The 19,196-nt window shown below is 71.3% G+C and carries 17 protein-coding genes; 8 read left to right on the top strand and 9 right to left on the bottom strand.

Features of this window, described 5'->3' with window-relative positions; genetic code table 11:
* Nucleotides 1-45: 45 nt before the first annotated feature.
* The 4 genes from nrfD to HEP85_RS02205 are packed head-to-tail and all read right to left on the bottom strand — an operon-like array spanning nucleotide 46 to nucleotide 6,667.
* Nucleotides 46-1,080 (bottom strand): NrfD/PsrC family molybdoenzyme membrane anchor subunit, encoded by a 1,035-nt coding sequence (gene nrfD, locus HEP85_RS02220; protein ID WP_329284650.1) that lies wholly within the window; start codon nucleotides 1,078-1,080, stop codon nucleotides 46-48.
* Nucleotides 1,077-2,096: a 4Fe-4S dicluster domain-containing protein gene (locus HEP85_RS02215; protein ID WP_168525689.1), complete on the bottom strand. Its 1,020-nt coding sequence runs from the start codon at nucleotides 2,094-2,096 to the stop codon at nucleotides 1,077-1,079. Before HEP85_RS02215 ends, nrfD begins: the two co-directional genes overlap by 4 nt.
* Nucleotides 2,093-5,386, bottom strand: coding sequence for a formate dehydrogenase (gene fdh, locus HEP85_RS02210; RefSeq protein ID WP_248001794.1), 3,294 nt, complete (start codon nucleotides 5,384-5,386; stop codon nucleotides 2,093-2,095). The genes HEP85_RS02215 and fdh overlap by 4 nt, the downstream gene beginning before the upstream one ends.
* A gap of 42 nt (nucleotides 5,387-5,428) precedes the next feature.
* Nucleotides 5,429-6,667: a cysteine desulfurase family protein gene (locus tag HEP85_RS02205; RefSeq protein WP_168525685.1), complete on the bottom strand. Its 1,239-nt coding sequence runs from the start codon at nucleotides 6,665-6,667 to the stop codon at nucleotides 5,429-5,431.
* Nucleotides 6,668-6,867: 200 nt separating this feature from the next.
* On the opposite strand from HEP85_RS02205, the gene HEP85_RS02200 reads away from it, so the two are divergent.
* On the top strand, nucleotides 6,868-7,671 hold the full coding sequence (locus HEP85_RS02200; RefSeq protein ID WP_168525683.1) for a GNAT family N-acetyltransferase: 804 nt from the start codon (nucleotides 6,868-6,870) through the stop codon (nucleotides 7,669-7,671).
* 228 nt (nucleotides 7,672-7,899) lie between these two features.
* A complete protein-coding gene (locus tag HEP85_RS02195; protein WP_248001793.1) occupies nucleotides 7,900-9,549 on the top strand; it encodes a phosphodiester glycosidase family protein in 1,650 nt (549 codons plus the stop codon).
* Nucleotides 9,550-9,711: 162 nt separating this feature from the next.
* Here the strand turns inward: HEP85_RS02195 and HEP85_RS02190 are convergent, their stop codons facing one another.
* Nucleotides 9,712-10,080: a DUF488 domain-containing protein gene (locus HEP85_RS02190; RefSeq protein ID WP_168525681.1), complete on the bottom strand. Its 369-nt coding sequence runs from the start codon at nucleotides 10,078-10,080 to the stop codon at nucleotides 9,712-9,714.
* Between the two features lie 426 nt (nucleotides 10,081-10,506).
* On the opposite strand from HEP85_RS02190, the gene HEP85_RS02185 reads away from it, so the two are divergent.
* Entirely contained in the window at nucleotides 10,507-10,827 is a 321-nt protein-coding gene (locus HEP85_RS02185) for a WhiB family transcriptional regulator (RefSeq protein WP_329284637.1), read from the top strand.
* A 323-nt stretch (nucleotides 10,828-11,150) separates the two neighbouring features.
* On the opposite strand, the gene HEP85_RS02180 is transcribed toward HEP85_RS02185, so the two are convergent.
* Nucleotides 11,151-11,933 carry an SDR family NAD(P)-dependent oxidoreductase gene (locus HEP85_RS02180; protein WP_168525677.1) on the bottom strand — a complete coding sequence of 261 codons (783 nt, stop codon included), beginning with the start codon at nucleotides 11,931-11,933 and terminating at the stop codon, nucleotides 11,151-11,153.
* Nucleotides 11,934-12,019: 86 nt separating this feature from the next.
* On the opposite strand from HEP85_RS02180, the gene HEP85_RS02175 reads away from it, so the two are divergent.
* The 5 genes from HEP85_RS02175 (at nucleotide 12,020) to HEP85_RS02155 (ending at nucleotide 16,652) form a co-directional block, all read left to right on the top strand.
* Entirely contained in the window at nucleotides 12,020-12,877 is an 858-nt protein-coding gene (locus tag HEP85_RS02175) for a helix-turn-helix transcriptional regulator (RefSeq protein ID WP_168525675.1), read from the top strand.
* 282 nt (nucleotides 12,878-13,159) lie between these two features.
* Complete coding sequence (locus HEP85_RS02170) at nucleotides 13,160-13,828, top strand: DUF4097 family beta strand repeat-containing protein (RefSeq protein WP_168525673.1); 669 nt, start codon at nucleotides 13,160-13,162, stop codon at nucleotides 13,826-13,828.
* Nucleotides 13,829-13,872: 44 nt separating this feature from the next.
* Complete coding sequence (locus tag HEP85_RS02165) at nucleotides 13,873-14,853, top strand: ATP-binding cassette domain-containing protein (RefSeq protein WP_168525671.1); 981 nt, start codon at nucleotides 13,873-13,875, stop codon at nucleotides 14,851-14,853.
* Nucleotides 14,850-15,629 carry an ABC transporter permease gene (locus HEP85_RS02160; protein WP_168525669.1) on the top strand — a complete coding sequence of 260 codons (780 nt, stop codon included), beginning with the start codon at nucleotides 14,850-14,852 and terminating at the stop codon, nucleotides 15,627-15,629. Before HEP85_RS02165 ends, HEP85_RS02160 begins: the two co-directional genes overlap by 4 nt.
* Before the next feature lie 234 nt (nucleotides 15,630-15,863).
* The gene (locus HEP85_RS02155) at nucleotides 15,864-16,652 is read left to right on the top strand and encodes an SAM-dependent methyltransferase (RefSeq protein WP_168525667.1); all 789 of its coding nucleotides are present in this window, start codon (nucleotides 15,864-15,866) and stop codon (nucleotides 16,650-16,652) included.
* A gap of 248 nt (nucleotides 16,653-16,900) precedes the next feature.
* Here the strand turns inward: HEP85_RS02155 and HEP85_RS02150 are convergent, their stop codons facing one another.
* The 3 genes from HEP85_RS02150 to HEP85_RS02140 are packed head-to-tail and all read right to left on the bottom strand — an operon-like array spanning nucleotide 16,901 to nucleotide 19,183.
* Nucleotides 16,901-17,281: a RidA family protein gene (locus HEP85_RS02150; protein ID WP_168525665.1), complete on the bottom strand. Its 381-nt coding sequence runs from the start codon at nucleotides 17,279-17,281 to the stop codon at nucleotides 16,901-16,903.
* A complete protein-coding gene (locus HEP85_RS02145) occupies nucleotides 17,278-18,405 on the bottom strand; it encodes a mandelate racemase/muconate lactonizing enzyme family protein (protein WP_168525663.1) in 1,128 nt (375 codons plus the stop codon). The genes HEP85_RS02150 and HEP85_RS02145 overlap by 4 nt, the downstream gene beginning before the upstream one ends.
* Entirely contained in the window at nucleotides 18,392-19,183 is a 792-nt protein-coding gene (locus tag HEP85_RS02140; RefSeq protein ID WP_369657552.1) for a creatininase family protein, read from the bottom strand. The genes HEP85_RS02145 and HEP85_RS02140 overlap by 14 nt, the downstream gene beginning before the upstream one ends.
* Between the last annotated feature and the right edge of the window lie 13 nt (nucleotides 19,184-19,196).

The following is a 19,196-nucleotide window of genomic DNA, read 5'->3' as shown; positions in this document are numbered from 1 at the left end:
CGATCGCGGGACCACGACGGTGCCCGTGTCCACGGTGGGACGAGATCACTCCCCGTCCCGCTCCTCGCGGCGAGCGTCGAGACGTTCGCGTTGCGGCTTCACCACGTAGGCGGGGTCCTTGGTGGATGTCACACCCGCCTCGAAGGTGCCGAAGCGCTGCAGGACGCTGCCCGCCATCAGGGCCAGTCCGCCCACGGCGGCGGCCGCGCGGCTGCGCCGGGCGAGGGTGAGCGCGGTGACCGCGCCGGCCAGGGTGAGGAACTCGGACGCTCTGCGCAGGTGGTGCGGGTGGCCGGTGGTGTACGCCCGGGTCACGAAGCCGGGGCGCCGGTCGATGAGCCGCGCGGCGACGATCTCCGCCGCCGCACCCACCGCGGCGAACCGTCGTGCGGGGCCCGCCTCCGTCACCGGAACCAGCACCATGCCGAGGCCCCCGGCACTGGCCGCCGCGGAACCGGTGAACACGAAGGGCAGCTCGCTACGGGCGTCGTGCCACGCGGGCACCGCCGTCTGCGAGAGCAGGACCGCCGTGTACGAGGCGACGCCGGGGGCGAACAGGGCCGCGGAGAGGCCGGCCGGACGGGCCGCCAGACGCAGCAGCCGCCCCGGCGTCGTGGCGCGCCAGGTTGCGGGCAGCATCTCGGCCGTGGCCGCCAGCGCGCTGCCGGGCCCGTAGGCGATGAGGATCCAGGTGCCCACGGACATCGGTGAGCTCGGCTTGGCGACCCTCATCATGTGGTGGAACCGCGCGGGCCGGCCGAGGTCCGCCACCAGCAGGTACATGCTGACCAGCAGGGCGGCGAAGCCCCCGACGCGGCCCGCCCGCCGCAGCCGGGGACGCGCCGTCAGGTCCGCGCCGGCCGCGAGCAGCGCGGCGCCCGCCGACAGTCCGCCGGTGAACAGGTACGCGGGGATCTTCCACTCCCACACCGGCGGCTTGAGCACCGGACGCCCGTAGTAGGAGCGGAACTCCGCGCGCGGCACCATGGACTGCTCGCGGCTCCCGTCGTCGTCCCTTCCCCGGCCCTTTCGCCGGCCGGGGCGATGCCCGCCGCGCCTGGTCGTCCCGTCCTCGCTCATCGCCGTCCCCCGCCCAGGAACACGGCCGCCGAGACGGCCAGCAGAGCGGACGCCGCCGCGCCCGCGTGCTTCCACATCGACATCAGATCGCGGGTCGGCACGACCGGGTCCGGTGGCAGCCCGTACACCTCGGGTTCGTCCAGCAGCAGGAAGAACGCGCCGTCGCCGCCGACGCCGTCCTCGGGGTCGCGGCCGTAGAGCTGGGCCTCGGGCACTCCTGCCTCGTGCAGCGTCGCGAGGCGTCGGTCGGCGCGCTCGCGCAGTTCGTCCAGGGGGCCGAACTGGATGGACTCGGTGGGGCACGCTTTGGCGCACGCCGGTTCCAGCCCGTCGCGCAGCCGGTCGTAGCACATGGTGCACTTCCAGGCGCGCCCGTCGTCGGGCCGCCGGTCGATGACACCGTAGGGGCAGCCGGACACGCAGTAGCCGCAGCCGTTGCAGATGTCGGGCTGCACCACCACGGTGCCGAACTCGGTGCGGAACAGGGCGCCGGTGGGACACACGTCGAGGCAGCCTGCGTGGGTGCAGTGCTTGCACACGTCCGAGGACATCAGCCAGCGGAACTGGGTGCGGTTCTCCGCGCCCGTCCCGGCGCCGGGCAGGCCGAAGGAGGGGAAGCCCAGGTCCACGGGTGCGGTGCCGAGGTCGCCGCCACCGCGCTTGGCGACCTCCAGGGCGTCCGCCACGATCTCGGGCGTGCCCTCGGTGCTGGACGGACCGACGGGCAGGTCGGTGAGCCCGGCGTCCTGTTCGCCCAGTGGCCGCTCCTGCTCGATGAAGGCGACGTGCCGCCACGAACTGGCGCCCAGCATGCCGGTGTTGTCGAAGGACATGCCCAGCAGGTCGATGCCGTCCTCCGGGATGCCGTTCCACTCCTTGCAGGCCACCTCGCAGGCCTTGCAGCCGATGCAGACGGACGTGTCGGTGAAGAAGCCCACCCGCGGCGGGTGGTCGCGGTGGCCGGCGTCCCCGGCCGGGTCCGCGAGCGGACCGTGGAAGCTGTTCTCGCTCGTCATGACGGTTCCTCCGGCCGGTCGTCCGGTTCGGTGTGGGCACGCTCGGTATGGCCGCCCGCCGTCGCGATACGGGTGCCGGTCTCCGTGGTGATGCCGGCCCGACGGCGGTACTCCCGCACGTAGGCGAGCAGGGCCGGCCCCCGCGGACGCCGCCCCGGCCGTACGTCGCAGGTCAGCACCTTGCTCTCCTGGATGAACACGTTCGGGTCGGCCACCACGCCGATCAGGTCGTTGACCACGTCGCCCGTGGTGAGGCCCGTCGAGCCCCAGTGGTACGGCATCCAGACCTGGTGGACGACGCGGCCGTCGATCCGCAGTGGCGCCATGCGGTCCGTGACGACCACGCGCGCGTCGACGGCCGTCCGGCTGGTGATGACGTGGGCCCAGTCCAGGTGGTGCAGGCCGCGTTCCCGCGCCAGTTCCGGTGACACCTCGACGAACAGCGCCGGCTGGAGTTCCGCCAGGTAGGGGAGTTGGCGGCTCATGGCCCCGGCCGTGTGGTGCTCCGTCAGCCGGGCCGCGGTGAACACGTAGGGGAACACCTGGGTGTGCGCCTCCGGCGGTGCCGGGTTGGACGGGTTGTCGGGGCGTCCGTACACCTTGCGCACCGGGTTGCCCTGCTGCCCGTAGAGCAGGTTGCGCATCGGCGACTCGTGCGGTTCGTAGTGCGTCGGCAGTGGTCCGTCGGCGAGCCCGGCCGGGGCGAAGAGCCATGCCTTGCCGTCGCGCATCATGATGAACGCGTCGCTGCCGCTGAGTGCTTCCGGGCCCGACGCTCCCGCGGGCGGCCGGTAGTGCGGCGGTTTGGTGCGCTCGAAGTCCGGCGTGTCGTTGCCGGTCCACTCGCCGGCTTCCTCGTCCCACCAGATCAGCTTCTTCCGCTCGCTCCAGGGACGCCCGTCCGGGTCGGCCGAGGCGCGGTTGTAGAGCACGCGGCGGTTGAGCGGCCAGGTCCAGCCCCACTCCGCGTCGTACGGCCCCGACTCGAGGCGGGAGGTGCGCCGGCGGGACTGGTTGGTCTCCCCGGCGTACACGCCGCTGTAGATCCAGCAGCCGCAGGCGGTGCTGCCGTCGGCCCTGAGGTCGGGGTAGCCGTCGACGGTGCGGCCGGTGCGCAGGTCGATGCCGTTGATGTGGCGCAGCACGTCCGCGGGAGAGGGCTCGCCGCCCTCGACCTCGTAGTCCCACGCGAGGTCGAGGACCGGGCGGTCGCGTTCGTCGGTCGAGCCGGCCAGCCGCTGCTTGATGCGTACGGCGAGCTGGTGGAAGAACCACAGCTCGGAGCGCCGGTCCCCGGAGGGTTCCACGGCCTGGTCGCGCCACTGCAGCATCCGCTGTGTCTGGGTGAAGGTGCCGGCCTTCTCGACGTGCGAGGACGCGGGGAAGAAGAACACCTCCGTGCGGCAGCGCTCGGTGACGATCTCGCCGGTCTCGATCTCCGGCGCGTCCTTCCAGAACGAGGCGCTCTCGATCATGACGAGGTCGCGGACGACCAGCCAGTCGAGGTTCGCCATGCCGAGGCGCTGCAGACGGCCGTGGGCCGAGCCCACCGCCGGGTTCTGGCCGAGCAGGAAGTAGCCGAACACCTTCCCGTCGACCATGTCCATCACGGTGCGGTACGTGCCGTGGTCGCCGTTGATCCGGGGCAGGTAGTCGAAGCAGTAGTCGTTCTCCGCCGTCGCGGCGTCGCCCCAGTACTCCTTGAGCAGCGACACCATGTAGGCGTCGGCGTCGCCCCAGAACCCCTTCTGCTGCCGGCCGCGGACGACGTCCAGGTAGCCGGCCAGGTTCTCGTGGCTGGTGTCGGCCATCGGCAGGTAGCCCGGCAGCAGGTTGAACAGGGTGGGGATGTCCGTGGAGCCCTGGATGCTGGCGTGACCGCGCAGCGCGAAGATCCCACTTCCCGGCCGGCCGATGTTGCCCAGCAGGAGCTGCACGATCGACCCCGCCCGGATGTACTGGGCGCCCACCGAGTGCTGGGTCCAGCCGACGCTGTAGACCAGGGCGGTGGTCCGCTCCCGGCCGGAGTTCTCCGTCCAGGCCCGGCACACGTCGAGGAACAGCTCCCGCGGTACCCCGCAGACGCGTTCCACCATCTCCGGCGTGTACCGCGCGAAGTGCCGTTTGAGCACCTGGAACACACAGCGGGGATGCTCCAGGGTGGGGTCGGCCTCGATGTCCCCCTCGGCGTCCTCGACGAACGGGCCCTTGGCACCGTGCTGGTACGGCTCGGACGTCTCCTTCGCGTGCCTGCCCGGCCGCTCCTGCGCCGTGACGCTCGCGTACGACCAGCTCGACGCGTCGTACGCCGCGCTGTGCGGGTCGTAGCCGCTGAACAGTCCGTCCAGGTCCTCGGTGTCCCGGAACCGCTCGTTCACCAGGAAGGGGGCGTTGGTGTACGCCCGTACGTACTCACGGAAGTCCAGGTCGTGGCCGAGGATGTGGTTGATCACGCCGCCCAGGAACGCGATGTCGGTCCCCGCCCTGATGGTGACGTGCTGGTCGGCGTGCGCGCTGGTGCGGGTGAAGCGGGGATCGATGTGGATGACCCTGGCGCCGCGTGCCTTGGCCTCGGTCACCCACTGGAACCCGACGGGATGGGCCTCGGCCATGTTCGAGCCCATGATGATGATGCAGTCGGTGTTGACGAGGTCCTGCAGGTAGTCCGTGGCGCCGCCACGTCCGAGCGAGGCTCCCAGACCGGGAACCGTGGCGGAGTGTCAAATACGGGCCTGGTTCTCGATCTGCAACGCGCCGAGGGCCGTGAACAGCTTCTTGATGAGGTAGTTCTCCTCGTTGTCCAGCGCCGCGCCGCCGAGGCTGGCCAGGCCCATGGTGCGGCGGAGCGTCCTGCCGTTCTCGTCGGTGTCCTGCCAGCCCTTGCGGCGGGCGTCGAGCACCCGGTCGGCCACCATGTCCACGGCGGTCTCCAGGTCGAGGCGCTGCCACTCGGTGCCGTACGGCGGCCGGTAGAGGACGTGCTGTTCGCGCTGCGGTCCCGTGACGAGCTGCTTGCTGGCGGAGCCCTTGGGGCACAGGCGGCCGCGGGAGATAGGGCTGTCGGGGTCGCCCTCGATCTGGATGACGCGCTCGTCCTTCACGTAGACGCGCTGGGCGCAGCCCACCGCGCAGAACGGGCACACCGAGTTCACCACCCGGTCCGCGGTCTCCGTGCGGGCACCGAGACCGGCGGAGCGGGCCGACTGCGCCGCCTTGCCGCGGCCCAGCGGGTCCGTGCCGGTGAGCTGCCGGTACACCGGCCACGCCTCCAGCCACCGCTTCACGCCCATCCGCCCGCTCCTTCGCGCAAGGGCCTCCACCTCCGTTCGACGCTACCGGCCGGAGGCCGGGCCGCAAGTCCGGGGCGCCGGGGAGTCGCGGCCCGGCCTCCGGCCGGGGTCCTTGGAGGCGAACGAGCGCACGGCACCGACCAGCAGCTCAACCGCCTGGTCGACGTCCGACGGGGTCGTCCAGCGGCCGAGCGACAGCCGTACGGCGGCCAGTGCCCGGGCTTCGCCCAGGCCCATCGCGCGCAGCACGGGGGAGGCGGTGCCGGTCCCGCTGTGGCACGCCGAGCCGGTGGAGGCCGCGAGCCGCGGCACGGCGGCCAGCAGTTCGTGCCCCGTGGTGCCGTCGATGCTGACGTTCAGGGTGCCGGGCAGACGGCGGGCGCACCCGTTCACGTGCACCTGCCCGGGAAGCGCCTCGTCGAGCCCCTGGTGCAAGCGGTCGCGCAACACCTCGGTGCGCCGGGCGCCGCCGTCCGCGAGCTCCGCGGCGGCGAGTTCGGCGGCGGTGCCCAGCGCCACGGCGAGGGCGGCGCTCTCGGTGCCGGCGCGGAGCCCACCCTCTTGTCCGCCGCCGTACACCAGGGGTTCGAGGCGGACACCGGCGCGCACCCGAAGGGCGCCGACGCCCTTCGGGGCGTACATCTTGTGGCCCGCCACGGTCAGCAGGTCCGCGCCGATCGCCCGCACGTCCACGGGGATCTTGCCGGCCGCCTGGGCCGCGTCGCAGTGGAACAGCGCGCCGTGGTCATGGGCGAGTCGGGCCAGTTCGGCGACCGGCTGCACGGTTCCGGTCTCGTTGTTGGCGGCCATGACGGAGACCACGGCCGTCCGCTCGTCCAGCGTCGCGGCCAGGTCGGCGGGATCGACCAGCCCTCTCCCGTCGACCGGCAGACACGTCACGTCCGCCCCGTACAGACGGTGCAGCGCGCGGCATGTCTCCAGCACCGCGGGGTGCTCGGTGACCTGGGTGATCACCCGGCGCCTGCCGTCGCCGGCGGCGAGTACGGCGCCCCGCAGCGCGAGGTTGTTCGCCTCGGAGCCGGAGCCGGTGAAGACGATCTCGTCCGTGGACGCCCCGACGAGCGCGGCGACCTGCCGGCGGGCCCGGACCAGCGCCGCCCGCGGTGCCGCGCCGTAGGCGTGTCCACTGGACGGATTGCCGAACTCGCTCGCCAGGAGGGGCAGCATCGCCTCCACCACCCGAGGGTCGACCGGAGTGGTGGCGTTGTGGTCCAGGTACACCGGACCGCCGTCCTGGCCCGGACTCAGCGGCACGTTCATAGGGGCCTGCGCAATCGTTCGCGGACGGACGGAAGTCGGGGACCAACGGCGGCGCACGGGCGTGCCGAGCGGGACCCCGGACGCATTGTGTCGCATTTGGGATGGATTCAACTCCTGCGCCCCTTCGGGTCTGACGGGCCGTATCTGTACTTCCGCCTGGCCCCCACACCGCCTCCACCTGCGGAGATTAGACTCCGCTCATGAGTTCGAACCTCCTGCCCGGTGCCCGGATCGACGCCGCCGCCCATGCCTGGGGAGCCGCTCTGCGACGTATCGCCGCCGCCGAGCCGCGCATGCGTCAGGAAGCCGCGGAGAACGAGACGTACATGGTCGTCACCGGGAGCCCGGCCGACAGCGTGAACGGTGTCTTCACCTCCGCCCTCAGGCCGGACGCCGGGCAGATCGAGCGTCTCGCGGCCCGGACGGCCGCCACGGCGGATTCCTTCCCAGGACCGGTGTCCTGGTGCGTGCAGGTGCGCTCGGACCCGGACGACCGCGTGCGTGAGGTGGCCCGGAGGTACGGCCTGACGAAGCGGGCACGGGAACCGTTCATGCTCAGGGATCTGAAAAGCGCCCCTCCGGTCCCCGGCGACACCGGAGCGATGAAGGTGCGCGCCGTCACGGGGGCGGAGCACGATCTCTACGCCCGTGCCCTCGCCGACGGCTTCGGAGTCCCGAAGGAGGTCTTCGCGCCACTGTTCACCCCTGCTGTCCTCGACGCCGCACCGGACATCACCGCGTATGTGGGGGAGGTGCGGGGGCAGGTGGTCAGCACCGCGATGACCATCCTCATGGACGGGCATGTCGGGATCTTCAACATCTCCACCGGTCCGGACCACCGGGGGTGCGGCCACGGACGGCGGATCACGGAGGAGGCGGTGGCCCGCGGGCGGGACGCGGGAGCCGAAACCGCCTACCTGCGCTCCTCCGACATGGCTCTCCCGCTCTACCTCTCACTCGGTTTCAGCGTGGCGGAACACTGGACCTACTTCACCGAGGGGTGACCTTCGTACGGCTGGGGCGCCGTGCGGTACGAACACGGACCGGCGGAGATACCGGCCGAGCGGTGCGGGGTGTCATCCGGCGCGGAAGGAATCGGTGAGTCGTTGTCATCGAGGCTTTTCCCAGCCGCCCTTGGCGTGTGGCCTGCCCGTACCACCACGGGTCTGGGATGTGGAACGCGGCAACCGGGAGACCTCCGGCCGCAGGCCGTTCCGAACGTCAGGAGACGTATGTCCCACGCAGTCGAGAAAGCACGCCGCGGATTCGGCCGGATGAAGCAGCCCCTCCGGAGCGGCGTGGCGTGTGCCGCGGCCCTCACGTTCGTCGCCCTCGCCCCGCCGGCGGCCGCGAGCACGCCGACCGCCGACTCCGGTCCGTCCGCCTCCTCCGCGCTCCACGGGATCTCCTGGTCGACGCTGAGCGTCGCCCCCGGTGTCCAGGTCCGGACCGGAGCGCTGCGGGATTCCGCAGCCGCCCCGGTGTGGTCGGTCACCGTGCAGGCCCCCGCGGTCAACCGCCTGACCGGCGCCGCTACTTGGGCCCCCCTCGGCGACCGCGCGTGGGCGGACGCGACCGCCGCGCGCCTGCGCGGCGCCGGGTTCGAACCGCGGCTGGAGCAGGTGACCTGGGACGACTACTCCGACACCCCCCGCGGCACGATGGGTTGGCAGGTCCGGGTCGGGCGGTACGCCACGCAGGCCGAGGCGGGCACCACCAACACAGCGGTCGTGGCGGCAGGTTTCCGCACCGCGGTCGACTGGACCGGATACGACGGCCGGCAGCGCCCCGACGGTGAGAACATCCACGTCGCCGTGGTGGACCCCACGCGCTTCGCCGGGACGATCGGGGCGAGCGACGGCGGCAACGTCGCCGACCGGGAGAACACCTCCACCGTGGCCACACGCCTGGGTTCGCTGATCGGGGTCAACGGCGGCTTCTTCATCACCTCCGACGCCGACGGTGTGCAGGGCACGCTCGCCGGTCTCTCCGCGCGGCACGGCAGACTCGAGTCGATGGCCGCCGGCTCCCGCGCCGCGCTGATCCTGGGCGACGGCGGCCGGCGGCCGCGTATCGCCGACCTCTCCACCACCGTCACGGTGCGGGACGGATCCGCCGAGTACGGCGTACAGGGCATCAACCGTGTTCCGGGCAAGGTACGCAACTGCGGTCGACCCGGCGCCGTCCCCACCGCCGAGCCCCGCCACGACACCACCTGCACCATCGCGGACGACCTCGTCGAGTTCACCCCCGAGTTCCGCGCGTCACTCCCCACGGGGGCGGGTGTCCAGGTGGTCCTCGACGAGCGCGGTGTCGTCACCTCCGTGGGCGACCGAGGGGGTGCGGTGCCCGATCACGGCGCGGTCCTCCAGGGCATCGGCGGGGCGGCGGGATGGCTCACCGGCCACGCGCGTGTCGGCAAGCGCCTGTCGCTCCGCGAGGTGATCCGGGACTCCTCGGATCGGGAGATCAGGCTCGGGCCCGACGACAGCATCGTCAGCGCGGCTCCCACTCTGGTCGAGGACGGCCGTGTGCACATCGACGCCGCCACCGAGGGGACACTCGACCCGCGCGACCTCTCGTTCGGTTTCGCCTGGTCCAACGTGCGCCAGCCGCGGACACTGGCCGGCATCGACCGGCGGGGCCGGCTGCTCCTGGTGACCGTGGACGGGCGGCAGCCCGGGGTGAGTGAGGGATTCACCCTGGCGGAAGCCGCCCGTTTCATGCGGTCGCTCGGCGCCGTACGGGCGCTGAACCTCGACGGGGGCGGCTCCACGGCGATGGCGGTCAACGGCACACTGGTGAATGTCACCTCGGACGCGACGGGCGAACGCGCCGTCGGCGACACGATCCAGGTCCTTCCGAGGCGCCGTAGCAGCTGACCCCCGACGGTCCCGCGCGGGCGGGGACGGTTCCGGTCCCACCACGCTCGGAGCGCGCACGTTCGCTCCTGGGCGCGGCAGACGACCGGAGTGTCCGTCCCCGCCCGCGGAAGGGATCTCCGGCGTCGGATCCCGCGCCGGCCGGTTCACGCTCTGCCGCGGTCAGCTCCGGAGCAGCTCGGCGAGAACTTCGGCCTCGCTGATTTCCGGTTGCTTCGTCGCGGTGACAAGCGTCAGGGTCCGCTCCCCGGCAAGGTCGCGCAAGTGCGCCAACGCCTGGGCGCGCTCCGGATCCAGCAGCTCCTCGCGGTAGCGACGCCCGAACTCCTCGAAAAGGTCCGGGTCATGGTGGTACCACTGCCGCAACTCCGTGGAGGGCGCGACCTGCTTGCACCATTCGTCCAGGTGCGCCTTCGCCTTGGCCAGCCCACGGGGCCAGAGGCGGTCCACCAGCACCCGCGCGCCGTCCGCCCGCCCGGGCACTTCGTACGCCCTGCGCACCCGTACCTGAACCTTGTGATCCGCTGTCATCAGCGACCTCGTAACCGAGTTCTCGTTCAACGCTTTGGACCAACACCCCACGTCACTCCGGCCGGACACGGCTACGCCAGGCGCCGCCGCACGTGATCCGAACGCGCGCATCACTACCCAGCGTCCCTCCACACGTCCGCCGGCGCCACTTCAGACCAGCGTCACGGCGGGCGGCGGAGGCGGTCGCGAGTGAGCCGCGCGGCTTTCGGGGCTCGGGCCGGAGATCACGGCCGAGGCAGAATTGAAGGGCGTAGTTGACGGGCCGTCAGATTCCTTCCGAGGGCTGTTGGCAAGGGCTGTTCACTCGAAGGGATTGCTGCCGGGCAACGCTGTTCCGTGCCTGGTGCGATTGCCGTACGTTCTCCGAACTGCCACACGCATAGGGTGGTGTACGGCGGGCCGGATCGGGGAGAGGGCGGCAACGGGGTGGACGCGGACGACAAGTGGGGCGCGCATGCGGTATGCCGGACCGCCGATCCGGAGGAGCTGTTCGTCGAAGGCGCTACGCAGAACAGCGCGAAAGCCCTCTGTACCGGATGCCCGGTGCGGACCGAATGTCTCGCTCATGCCCTCGATCGCAGGATCGAGCACGGTGTGTGGGGCGGCATGACAGAGAGGGAACGGCGCGCGTTGCTGCGACGCCGGCCGACGGTGACCTCCTGGCGGCGGTTGCTCGAAGCGGCGCGCACGGCGTACGACCGGCAGGCTCGGCCGTTTGATGACGGACGCGGGGCCGCCGCGGGTTGAGCCCGCGCACCCGGCGCCCTGGCAACTCCCGTCCGGAGCGCCGGGTGCGCATCTCCACTCAACGCTCGAAGCGCACGGCGCGCCACACGGGAAGACCGAGCCGAGCCGCACCGGCTCCGGCCTCGGCGGGGCCCGCCTCACAGCGCGGAAGGCGCGACCACGGAGCGCACACCGGCAGGCGTTCCCCCTCCGTATCCCGACTGGGTCGGGGTCGCTACCGAGCGTCACCGCGCGGGGTCATGGATCGGCAGTGGGTACGGCAGCGGTCAGGGCGGCTCCGTCTCGGAATGATCAGGAATCGCCTGCCGGGGCGTGGGCGCCCTTCAGGCGCCGGCACCGCCGTCCACCGGGACGATCGCGCCCGTCACCATCGAGGCCCGGTCGCTGAGCAGCCACGCGGCCACCTCGGCGACCTCGCGAGGCTCGGCCATCCGGCCGAGCGGGATGCTCGCGTTGATCCGCTCGACGACGCCCGGGGACGCCGCCTCCCACGCGTCGATCATCTCCGTCGCGGTGCCGCCGGGGGTGATGCCGTTCACGCGGACCCCCTGCGGCCCCCAGGTCACGGCGGCCGTCTCGGTGATGCTGTTCAGCGCGCGCTTCATCGCGCCGTAGGCGGGGAGCTCCGGGTTCGCGCGGCGGCTGCCGATGCTCGAGGTGTTGACGATCGCTCCGCCACCGCCGCGGCGCATGAGCGCGGCCTCGGCCGTCATCGCGGTCCAGTGCCCACGGAAGTTCACCGCGAACTGCTCCTCGACGTCCTCGTCGCTCGTCGTGTCGAGCGGGCCGGGCCGCTGAATCGCCGCGCCGTTGTTGAACGCGCCGTCGAGCCGTCCGTGCAGCTCCTCGACACGGTCGACCGCCCCGCGGATGCTCGCACGGTCGGCGAGATCCACTGTCACGGCGTCCGCGACTCCGCCCTCGGCGTGGATCTCGGCGACGATCCGCTGGAGGGCGTCGGTGCCGCGGGCGGCGAGGACGACGGCGGCGCCCTCACGTGCGAAGAGGCGGGCGGCGGCCGCCCCGATGCCGCGGCTGGCGCCGGTGATGAACACGACCTTGCCGGTGAGCAGGCCGATGGGTGCGATGTCGATGTCGTTCGTCATGGCGCCAGTGTCGGGCCGGCCGCCGGACCGGATGCAGGCACAGGCGGTACCAGGATCCGCCGCCGCGCAGCGTGCAGACTTGGGGTATGGACAAGCAGGAGCTCGGGGCGTTCCTCCGCAGCCGTCGCGAGCGGCTCCGGCCGGAGGACGTCGGCCTCCCCTCCGGCTCGCGACGGCGCACACCGGGTCTTCGCCGCGAGGAGGTCGCGGTTCTCGCGCACATCTCCACGGAGTACTACGTCCGGCTCGAGCAGGCCAGGGCGCCGCGGCCGTCGGGTGAGGTCCTCGCCGGGATCGCGGGCGCGCTGCGGCTCACGGACACCGAGTCCGACCACCTGCACGTCCTCGCGGGCACCGCCCCGAGCCGTGGCGGACTGCACCGGCGCGACGTCCGCCCCAGCATCCTCGCGCTCCTCGAACGGCTGCCGCAGACGGCCGCTTTCGTGACATCCGCCGTGTTCGAGGTGCTCGCGTGGAACGACCTCGCGGCCGCGCTCATGGAGGACTTCGCCGCGCTCGCTCCGGAGGACCGCAACCTCGCGCGCCGGGCCTTCCTGGGGGCGGCCCGCTCCGGAGCGACGCTGTACGGGGTCTCCGACGCCGCGGAGTTCCGGCATCACGTCGTCATGCGGCTCCGGCTCGCCCTCGCCCGGTACCCGTCCGACCCCGCGGTGACCGAACTCGTCGACGAACTCCGCGATGGCAGCCCCGAGTTCGCCCGGCTCTGGGACCGGCACGACGTGCAGGCCGCGCCGATGCTCACGAAGACCTTCCGCCACCCGGTCGTCGGTGAACTCACCGTCGACTGCGACTCGCTCACGCTCCCGGACAGCGACCAGTACCTCGTGCTGTACACCGCACCGCCTGGATCCCATGGCGCCGAGGCGCTGGCTCTTCTGAACGTCCTTGGAGCCGAGGGCGTCGACGCGAGCAGGCCGCTCTGACGCAGGCGGACACGCCGGACCGCGGTGTGCTCCGTCCGGGGAGCGGACTGTGCCGCGTCCGCGATGTCCCGGCTTAGCGTTCACTGTCAATCCATTGCAATGGCCTGCGTGCGAGGCGTTGCATTCCTTGCAGGACTATTGCAACGAACTTCGCGCATCTACCTGCGGCTACAGTGATTTCGCGCAACAAGGCTGTTGTCGCATCTATGAATGCAACGTAGCGTTTCCTTCATCGGAAAACGCGGGCCGCAAGGGCGCGCGATGCAGGAGAAGGAGAGCACGATGCAGAAGTTCGACACCCCCGCCCCCGTCTCGGCCGTCCTCGACATCCCCGCGGGACGCATCCAGTTCATCGCCGCCGACCGCTCCGACACCACCGTTGAGGTCCTGCCCGCGAACCCCTCGAAGAGCCGCGACGTGAAGGCCGCGGACCAGATCCAGGTCGCCTACGACGACGGCGTCCTGCGCATCGAGGCACCGGAGGTGAAGAACCGGATCCTGGGCAACTCCGGTTCTGTCGAGGTGACCGTCCAGCTTCCCGTCGGCTCACGCGTCGAGGCGAAGGCGGCCGCCGGCGAGTTCCGGGGCGTCGGACGCCTGGGCGACGTCGCCTTCGAGGGGGCCCAGGGCACGGTCAAACTCGACGAGACCGCAGGTGCCCGCCTCACCCTCATGGCCGGCGACATCTCCGTCGGCCGGCTCGGCGGCCCCGCGGAGATCAGCACTCAGAAGGGTGACCTGAACATCGCCGAGGCCACACGCGGCACCGTCACCCTGCGCACCGAGTCGGGTGACATCACGGTCGGCGCCGCCCGCGGCGTCTCCGCCTCCCTGGACGCCGGCACCGGCTACGGCCGGATCAACAACACGCTCCAGAACGCCGACGGCACCCCGGGTCTGACCATCCAGGCGACCACCGCCCAGGGCGACATCACCGCTCGCAGCATCTGACCCACGGCAGATCACCGCTCGCAGCTTCCGAAGGAGTCCCATTCATGACTGACCTGGCCATCGCGGCGTACGGGTTGCGCAAGTCCTACGGTGACAAGGTCGTGCTCGACGGCGTCGACCTGACGGTCCCCGAGGGCAGCGTCTTCGCCCTGCTCGGCCCCAACGGTGCCGGCAAGACCACCGCCGTCAAGATTCTCTCCACGCTCATCAGCCCCGACGCCGGCTCCGGCCAGATCCACGTCGGCGGCCACGACCTCGCCTCCCGGGCGCAGGCCGCACGCGCCGTGATCGGTGTCACCGGCCAGTTCTCCGCCGTCGACGGTCTGATCACCGGCGAGGAGAACATGCTCCTCATGGCGGACCTGCACCACCTGTCCAAGGCCGAGGGCCGGCGCACCGCCGCCGAACTCCTGGAGCGCTTCGACCTGGTGGAGGCGGCGAAGAAGCCCGCCTCCACCTACTCCGGCGGCATGAAGCGCCGCCTGGACATCGCGATGACGCTGGTCGGCGGCCCGCGCATCATCTTCCTCGACGAGCCGACCACCGGACTCGACCCGCGCTCGCGGCACACCATGTGGCAGATCATCCGCGAACTCGTCACCGGCGGTACCACGGTCTTCCTCACCACCCAGTACCTGGAGGAGGCCGACGAACTCGCCGACCGCATCGCGGTGCTCCACGACGGGAAGACCGCCGCGGAGGGCACAGCCGAGGAACTCAAGCGGCTGATCCCCGGCGGACACGTCCGGCTCCGCTTCACCGATCCGGCCGCCTACCAGTCCGCCGCCCTCGCACTGCGCGAGGCGTCCCGGGACGACGAAGCCCTCGCCCTGCAGATCCCCAGCGACGGCACCCAGCGCGCACTGCGCTCCCTCCTCGACCGGCTCGACTCCACCGGCATCGAGGCCGACGAACTGACCGTGCACACCCCCGACCTCGACGACGTCTTCTTCGCCCTGACCGACACCACCACGGTGCCCAACCAGCCCAACCAGCCGGCTCAGGCCAAGGAGGCCCTGCGATGAGCTCTTCCCTCTCCCTCGCCGTGCGCGACTCGTCGACGATGCTGCGCCGCAACCTGCTCCATGCCCGCCGCTACCCCTCCCTCACCCTCAACCTGCTGCTCACCCCCGTCATGCTGCTGCTGCTCTTCGTCTACATCTTCGGCGACACCATGAGCGGCGGCGCGGGCCGCTCCGCCTATATCGCCTACATCGTGCCGGGCATCCTGCTGATGACGATCGGGTCCACGGTGGTCGGCACCGCCGTGTCCGTGGCCACCGACATGAACGAGGGCATCATCGCCCGCTTCCGCACGATGGCCATCCACCGCGGGTCCGTGCTGTTCGGACACGTCGTCGGCAGCGTGCTGCAGGCGATCATCAGCGTCGTCCTCGTCGGCGCCGTCGGCGTCGCCATGGGCTTCCGCTCCACCGACGCCACCGTGGTGGAATGGCTGGCGGCATTCGGGTTGCTGGTGCTCTTCGCGCTGGCGTTCACCTGGATCGCGGTCGGCATGGGCATGGGCAGCCCCAATGCCGAAGCGGCCAGCAACAACGCCATGCCGCTGATCCTCCTGCCCCTCATCTCCAGCGCCTTCGTCCCCCTGGACTCCATGCCCGGCTGGTTCCAGCCCATCGCCGAGTACCAGCCCTTCACCCCCGCCATCGAAACCCTCCGCGGACTCCTCCTCGGCACCGGGATCGGAAACAACTGGTGGATCGCCCTCGCCTGGTGCCTGGGCCTGAGCGTCCTCGGCCACCGCTGGTCGAAGGCACAGTTCGACCGCGACCCCAAGTAGACGCCGTGGCACCGCGGACCCCACCCGCGAACCCGCTCCACCTCGAGGCGCCGTACTCCGACATCCCGTCGGAAGACGGCGCCTCGTGCCTTCCCCACCGCCCGACGGCATCACTCTCCGAGACCGCCGCGCGTCCACCGTGACACCAACTCCGGTCAGGACAAGGGGTGATGCCACGCTCCGAGTACGATGCTGCGGAATACCCATGATCCCCCTCGTGCGCCGGAGCCCGTCATGACGACCGACACCCCCCAGCCACCGCAGATCGACACCGCCAACGCGCATCCCGCGCGCGTCTACGACTGGCTTCTCGGCGGTAAGGACAACTACCCCGTCGACGAGGCAGTGGGCGAGAAGCTGCCGCCCGAGGCACGCGACGCGGCCAGGCAGAACCGGCAGTTCATGCAGCGCGCCGCCGCGTGGCTCGCCACGCAGGGCGTCGGCCAGTTCCTCGACATCGGCACCGGCATACCCACCGAGCCGAATCTGCACCAGATAGTCCAGCGGATCACGCCTACGGCGAAGATCGTCTACACCGACAACGACCCGATCGTGCTGCGACACGCGCAAGCCCTGCTGACCAGTGGTCCCGAAGGGGCCACGGACTACATCCAGGCCGATGTACGCCAGCCGGCGGCGATCCTCGAACGTGCCCGCGCCGTACTGGACTTCGAGCGCCCGATCGCGTTGTCGTTGATCGCCCTGATGCACTTCGTCCCCGACGAGCAGGACGCCCACGGCATCGTCCGCGACCTGGTCGCCACCCTGCCGACCGGCAGCTACCTCGTGATGTCGCACGCATCGTCCGACCTGTACCCGGAGCTGGCGGAGCTGGTGACCGCCGAGTACGCCAAGGGCGGCATCCGCCTCGGCTTCCGCACCCGCGCGGAGGTCGCCCGGTTCTTCGACGACCTCGACCTGGTCGATCCCGGACTGGTCACGGCGACGGAGTGGTTCAGGACGGACCCGGCGCCCGTCGCGGAGGGCAGCGGTATCTACAGCGCGGTGGCCCGCGTCCGCTGACGTCACGGCTTCCACGAGCCTTGGCGACCGACCGTGCCAGGACTCGGGCTGTGCGGTGGCGGGACGCTCACCGGCCGGACGGCGAGGACGCCTCCACGAGGTCGGTGAGCCGCGGTAGTTCGTCCGTCATGGCGACGGGACGGCCCGGGTCTTCGGCCGATCTGACGCTCCGTCCACGGGTGGCCGGGCCGCTCATGCGGTCCCGGCCACCCGTCCCCACGCCATACCCCACCCCGCGGGACTGCCCGTCAGTCGGGGAGGACGGCGACCACGTCGATCTCCACGAGAATGTTCATCAGGTCCGAGCCGACCGTCGTACGGACCGGGTGGGGCTCGGCGAAGAACGGCCGGTAGGCGGCGTCGAACTCGGCGAAGTCACGCCGCAGTTCCTGCAGATGAACGGTCACCTTGACGACGTCGGCCAGGCTCAGCCCCCGCTCCGCCAGTACCGCCCGAATGTTCCGGAGCACCTGCCGGGTCTGGTCCGCCACGCCCTCGGGCGCCGTCCCGGTACGCGGGTCCTGGGGACCGAAGCCGGCGGTGTGGAGGAAACCGCCGGCGACCACGCCCTGGCTGTACGCTCCGGCCGGCCGGGGCGCGGCGCCCGTGTGTACCGCTTCCTTCCTCATCCGGTCAGATCGCCTTCCCGCTCGTTGACCCCGGCGAAGTGGCGCAGTTTCTCCTCGTCCACGTTCACTCCCAGACCGGGGCCTGTCGGCACCCGCAGGCGGCCGCCCTCGAGATGCAGGGGTTCGATGATGTCGTCGGCGTGCAGGTAGTACATGCTGTCGATCGCGCGGGAGAGCACGGGTGTGCTGGCGACGACGGCGAGATGCGCGGCCGTCGCGATGCCCAACTCACCGCCGCTGTGCAGATTCATGCCGAGCCCGAACGTCTCGCAGTGGGCCGCGAGTGCCTTGGTTGCGGCGATGCCGCCCCACTTGTAGACGTCACCGTGGATGACGTCGACCGCGTTCAGCCGCATGGCGGGGGCGAAGTCCTCGAACCGTACGACACACATGTTGGTGCACAGCGGTATCCGCACCTTCGCCCGCACCTGGCTCATGCCGTCGATACCGACACAAGGGTCCTCCAGGTATTCGAGGTCCAGCTCCTCGAGGGCGATCCCGGCGCGTATCGAATCGGGCACGGACCAGGCCGCGTTGGGGTCCACCCGAAGGTTCACCTCGGGCAGCGCGGAGCGCAGTGCCCGCATGACGGCGACGTCGCCCGCCACGTCGGTGCTGCCCTTCAATTTGACAGCGCCGAACCCGCCTTCGCCGACCACCCGCGCCGCGTGGTCGGCGAGTTGTCCAGGAAGCGTGTCGGCACGCGCGCCGGGTGCGTCGGCGCGGGTCACCAGGGCCGTGATGGGGACCTCGTCCCGGACGGGCCCGCCCAGCAGGTCGGTGACGGACTGTCCGGTCGCCTTGCCCATGGCGTCCCAACAGGCCACGTCGAGCGCGGCGATCGCCGCGTATCCGAGGTAGCCGTGGAAGAAGGGCACCATGTGCTGCTTGCGGTGGAAGCTCTCCAGGGCGAACGGGCTGGTGCCGATCAGATCGTCGGCGATCGCCCGGACGATCGCCGCGACGGGCCGGCCCCACATCGTCTCGCCCCAGCCCTCGACACCGTCGTCGGTACGGATGCGCACGACCGTGCGGGTCTCCCCGGTCTTGGTCTCGAACGAGCTGGTGAACGGATTGACCAGGGGCAGGTTGACCACCCATACGTCGACGTCAGTGATCTTCATTCTTCTCCTCGGTTCGGATGGTGGCCGCGTCGAACGCACGGATCGCCAGGGCGAGTCCCCGGGCCCTGTCGCCCAGTAGCCGGCGCCCCGACGGGGCGTCGGCGCCGGAGGCGTCGTCCGTCGATCCGCCGACCCGCGCCCACTCGCCGTGGCGCTCCACGGTCAGGCCTGGATACGGCGGGTTGTCGAAAAGGGGTGGGGGCTCGACCGGGGCCCGGGGCGCGACCGGGGTGCGGACGAGGCCGGGGTGGGCCGCGAGCATCAGGGAGGTCTCGAACCAGTAAGCGTGTCCCGGGGTGACCTCGGGCCTGCCGTCGTCGGCTCCGCCGTCCCCTGCCGTGATCGTCCAGTACGAGCAGGCGGCGACGGTGACGTCGGCGCGCAGCGCGAAGCGCTTCACGGCGAGCCGCATGATCTCGTCGTTGCCGCCGTGGCCGTTGACGACCATGATCCGCCGGTATCCGCTGGTGACCAGGGAGTCGAGGACATCGTCGAGCACGGCGCCCAGCGTCGCGGCGGACAGCGAGACGGCGGCTGCGAACAGGTGGTGCGGGCTGTGTCCGAAGGGCAGTGCGGGCAGCCGGATCAGCTCGGACCCGGCCGGGTCCTCGGCGAGCAGCGCGGCCGCACGGTCGAGTACGGCCTCCGCGAGGAGGGTGTCGGTGCCCATGGGCAGGTGGGCGGCGTGCTGTTCCTGCGATCCGATGGGCAGCAGCGCGATCGCGCGCGTGCCCGCTTCGCGTACTTCGTGCCAGGTCAGCTCGGTCAGATCTCTCACAGCGCTATCTCCC

The sequence above is a fragment of the Streptomyces sp. RPA4-2 genome (assembly GCF_012273515.2).
Taxonomy (GTDB): Bacteria; Actinomycetota; Actinomycetes; order Streptomycetales; family Streptomycetaceae; genus Streptomyces; species Streptomyces kaempferi.
The sequence above is the reverse complement of the archived record's forward strand: the minus strand, read 5'-3'. Positions and strand labels throughout refer to the sequence as shown.